Raw genomic sequence first — 4,657 nt, forward strand, 5'->3', positions numbered from 1 at the left:
TGCGCTTGAGTTGCTCCGAGTCGGTAAAAAGCTCTTCCAATGAGCGTGTCTTTTTGGTTTTCTTTGCCATAATAATCGTATCTAACTGTAAAGTAATGTAGACACACTTAGATGAACAGTCTCCTACTCCCCGTCGGGTCGCCAGTCCAATTCTTTTAGCCTGGCGAAGCCGGATAAAAGTTGGCCTGGCGACTCCCGCCTCGAACAGCCTCCTTTCGGCATCACCCATCTCCCGCCCATACCACCTGTCGACTCCCACCCGCCTCACCTGTCGACGCCCTCGCTCCGGAAACAGCTCATCCCCTTCAGCACAAACAACGACACAGCGTCACCGTCCCTGTACCGTTAGACTACCGCAGGATCAATTTACCACCAAGCACACGGCCATCGGTAGCGAAAGCACGGACCAGGTAAACGCCTTTGGGGTTATCATCCAGACAGAGTATCCCTGAGTGGTCAGGAAGGCTCATCTTTGTGGTCCTGCCGGTAGCGTCGGTGAGTTGGAGTTGTTTCAACTCAAACCCTTCGGGCAGTTGGAGGCGAATCAGGCCGGTACTGGGGTTAGGAGTTATAGTCAGCAAAGCCGATGTGCCGGCAAAATCAATCGTTCTGATGGGGGAAACACTGATCTCGTCGTCAAAATCGGTCTGAACTATGCGGTAGAAAGACCGGCCATCAAGGGGATTATCATCCGCCGTTTGATACTGCTGTCGGCGGGCAGAATTATTAGCGGATACTTTGGCGATATCGGTCCAGTTACGCCCGTCGGATGAACGTTGCACCGTGAAGCCGGCGTTGTCCTGGTCCGTCGTGGTTTCCCATTTCAGAAGAACACTCTTCTCCAGTGCAGTGGCGGAGAAGGCTAACCAGGCCACGGGGAGTGCGCACAGGTTTACGTTCAGGTTGAGAGGAGCCGAAACGGTGAGGACATCACTAGCCACCAGTTCTCCGTCCTGATATACCTCGTAGGGCTGGTTCACGTTGGAAGCTACGTTGTAAAAATGGAGACTTCCGTCTGGCTGCGGGAATTTCTTCTCGCCGTTGAAGTTCACCATCACTTCTCTGGCAGGATCGTAACAGTTTAGCGCCATGGTGACGGGCCAGGGAGTGGTTTCGGTGGCTACGGTGTTCATGATTTCAGACCACGAGGATACACCGACCGTGGTGAGGTAGGGGTCGAAGATATTGTCTTCCTGTGCCGTTCCTGCGGCGTTCCAGACGTCCCATGATTCCTTTTTCTGATCGAATCCGTCTACCGTTCCGTCCAGCACGGACCAAAGTCCGAAGTGAATCCCGGCTTCATTGGGGTGGTCCACCCAGCGGTGCAGTTGGATGTTTTCGATGGTGGGTAGCCGGTTGTTCACCTTCTTCCAGAAGTAAGCGAGTGCCGCCGCCTGGGTGGTTTCGTTGGCGTTCGCGTTGGTAGCGGTATTAGAGTTGAAACCGTTTTCGGAAAGTAGAATGGTTCGCACTTTTTTCCCGCGGTACAGCAGACTGGTTTGGCGAACGTAGGCGTCGATCACTTCAATGTTCTTTGGTGTAATCTGCGGGGTGTTGAAGTTGAACAGTGTCTGGGCGGGAGCGTCATTCCACACGAGCGGATTGAACAGATTAGTGGGGTAGGAGTGCCAGCCAATGCCCCATTCGTAGTCGCCTTCCACGCCATTAAGACCGGTTAGGCTGTTCAGTATGTCGAGCGAACGGAAGTTGGCATCGCTGCCCGCCTTGCTGTTCCAGTGCTTGGTGAACGAGCCGAATACTTTTGCCGTTGGGTTGTGCTTACGAATGGTGTAGTGTACCAGGCGCATCGAGCGGTCATACAATTGGGTGTAGAGCTCGACGGGTTTCTGACCAGCGTAGGTCCACGATTGGTGGGCATCGACCTCATTGTGGATGATCCACTGGTCGGCGCGGCCGTACAGCCCGTCGGTGCGGGAGTAACGTTCGCTCAGGAAGTCCACGAGGGCGGTATAGTGCTCTACGCCCGCGGCACTGGTTACGTTTGCCATAGTGTAGGGGCTGGCCGACCAGCCCACAGCGTCGGGATGGACGAAAATATCCCGCAATGCCTGGTTCCCGATATTAATGGGAAGCAACAGTACGAACGCAACCTTAATACCCGCATCGTAGCAGGCTTTCACGCGGGCATCCAGCTCGCTTACGAAAGTTTGATTTATGCCGTATGTTTTACCGTTGAAGGTATGGCTGGCACCGCCTGTTCCGTTTTGCGAAAAAACACCGTTCAGTAACAAGTTGATCTTCATACTGCTGACGCCAAGGTCGGTCAGGTCGCTGAAGTTCGGCAGGGTGGTTGTGGTAAGCCCGTCCAGCCCCTTTGCGTTGGATGCTTTCACTTCCGGAAGGTTGTAAGTAGGGTAGAAGCAAAGGTCTGTCGGCCAGGCGAGATGAGACAGCTTAGTGTAGTCGCCCGGGGTAAGTTGTTCGACTATGATCCAGCGGGAATACAAGCGGTCGGCATCGCCGCCGTTGCGCGGCGTGAAGCGATCTACCGTTACCACAAAATCTCCGTTCGCATCTTGGTTCAGTGGGGTGGTAAACACGAAGTCGAATTGGTTGAATCCGTAGTCCTCGGGAAGCACTTCCGCGAGGTGGACGGTGGTGGCCAAGGGAATATTTCCCACAATTTTAACCTCGGTTTCGGTAACGATGACGCTGTCGATGAGGCCGGGGAAAGTTGCGCCCAGATAGGTCTGGAGTTCGGTATTCAGGGCGCGGCTGACGAACTTGTCGCTGTTTTGCTCGTCGAGCAGTTCCTGGGCCGTTGGTTTACGGATTTTGATGTTCCGGATATCGAAGGTTTTAGCCACCGCCGGATCTTCGTTGCGGCCAAAATCGAAGCGGAAGTCAGTCCAGTTACCGACCTGAAAGTTATCGACCAGTAAGCGCGGATTGATGGTGTAGGTGGTCCAGTCTGCCGCGGCGGGGATTTCCCCCGTTGTGAACGACTGAGTCGCGTTGATGGGTGGCCCGAAAAAAACCTGTAATTCGTTGTACGCACCGGTGGCTTTGTATTCGAATTCCATAATGTAGCTGGTCTCGGTATTGTATGGAGTGGAGAGCGGTTTGGAACGAATCCAGGGGTCAGGACCAACGGTGACGAGCTCATAGATCATGGGGCTGGGCTCGGAGGCGGTCATGTTACCGCTCGTGAAACCGGTGTTCAGCTCAAGCATCACGGTTTCTGCCGGTGGAACGATTAGTTTGCTCTCCGCATTGGTGGGTTCCCGGAGCATAAAGTTACTTACCTGGATATCGAGGCCGGCCATGGTACCCCAGTCGAAACGAAAACGGTCGTAAAACTGGTCCCAATTGGTTGCATCGGCGCCAAGTACGGCTGTAAACGTTGAGGTGTCAGTGGCTGGCGGAAGTGCCGGGTAGAGCACGCGCCGGGCGGGGTTGTCCGGTTGGCCGTAGAAGATTTGAAAGTTATTGTTTATGCCGCTGGTGGAGGTGTAATCGAAGGAGAGCACGTAGACTGAGTCAGGGTGGTACATCTCGGTGATCAGGGTGCTGCGCACCCACGGGTCTCCGCCATTGGTTGTGATTTCGAAGCCGCCGTTGGCGTTGGCTGTGATGGGAGCCTGATTGCGCATGGTGGGTTCGAGGCTGAAAGGAATCACTTCACGGGCGGTTGGTGTGCGGAGTTGAATGTTGCGGACCGTGATGTCCTGGCCGGCGGTGACCCCGAAGTCGAAGCGGAACTCAGCGTAATCATCGTCCCATTCGGGGGCTTCAATTTTCATGAAAGCTTTGAAGGTCCGGAAGGAAGAGGCGGCGGGCAGGCTGCCGAAATCGATTTGCCGTTGCGCGCTGAAGGGCGAGCCGTAGAAAATCTGGAGGTTGTCGAGCCCGGCAACTGCTTCGTATTCGAAACTGAGAACATACACTGCGTCGTGGTTGTAGGCCTGAGTGAGCGGTACCGAGCCCACGTAGGGGTCCAGCCCGGTGGTGCTGATGGTGTATGTTCCTGCGGGAGCTTCGGCGATGGTAAGTTGGTTGGCTGAGCTGGCGTCCAGCGCAATGGAAATACTCTGGGCGCGGACGCAGGTGCAGAACGCGCTTACAAAGAGCAGAGCAAGGTAGAAGTATGTTTTTGTTTGCATGAATCGGGGATAAATAGCTGAAGGAAGGGGCTAAAGATGAGCGCTGCCAGAGCGGGGGGCATCCTGTACTTTAGGGGTAAAGAGAGGAGGACGACGCTTTTGACACATGGTCCAGCGGATGAAACAGTCTCTTCGCAGCACCAAGTCTTGTTGGTTTTTTTGCTTTCACAGTAGGCACGGCTTTAGCCGTTGGCTTATATGTTTAAAGGCTCCGGCTAAAGCGCGGGCCTACGCGTGACTGATAAGGTAAAAGCGATAAGGGATTGGCAGCCCAGCCTGGAGTCCATTCACAGCAGGCACGGCTTTAGCCGTTGGCTTGTATGTTTTGAGGCTCCGGCTAAAGCGCGGGCCTACGCGTGACTGATAAGGGTAAAGCGATAAGGGTTGGCAGCCTTGCCTTGAATCCATTAACAGTAGGCACGGCTTTAGCCGTTGGCTTATATGTTTAAAGGCTCCGGCTAAAGCGCGGGCCTACGCGTGACTGATAAGGTAAAAGCGATAAGGGATTGGCAGCCCAGCCTGGAGTCCATTCA

General features: G+C 54.6%; 1 protein-coding gene. It reads right to left on the minus strand.

Features of this window, described 5'->3' with window-relative positions; all coding sequences use genetic code 11:
• Positions 1–350 precede the first annotated feature (350 nt).
• The gene (locus FUA23_RS21900) at positions 351–4,124 is read right to left on the minus strand and encodes a DUF5722 domain-containing protein (protein WP_147932916.1); all 3,774 of its coding nucleotides are present in this window, start codon (positions 4,122–4,124) and stop codon (positions 351–353) included.
• Positions 4,125–4,657 lie beyond the last annotated feature (533 nt).

The sequence above is a fragment of the Neolewinella aurantiaca genome, assembly GCF_008014675.1.
Classification (GTDB): domain Bacteria; phylum Bacteroidota; class Bacteroidia; order Chitinophagales; family Saprospiraceae; genus Neolewinella; species Neolewinella aurantiaca.

Coding starts and splice junctions, on each gene's coding strand:
- FUA23_RS21900 (WP_147932916.1), bottom strand. CDS start 4,124: ATGCAAACAAAAACATACTTCTACCTTGCTCTGCTCTTTGTAAGCGCG.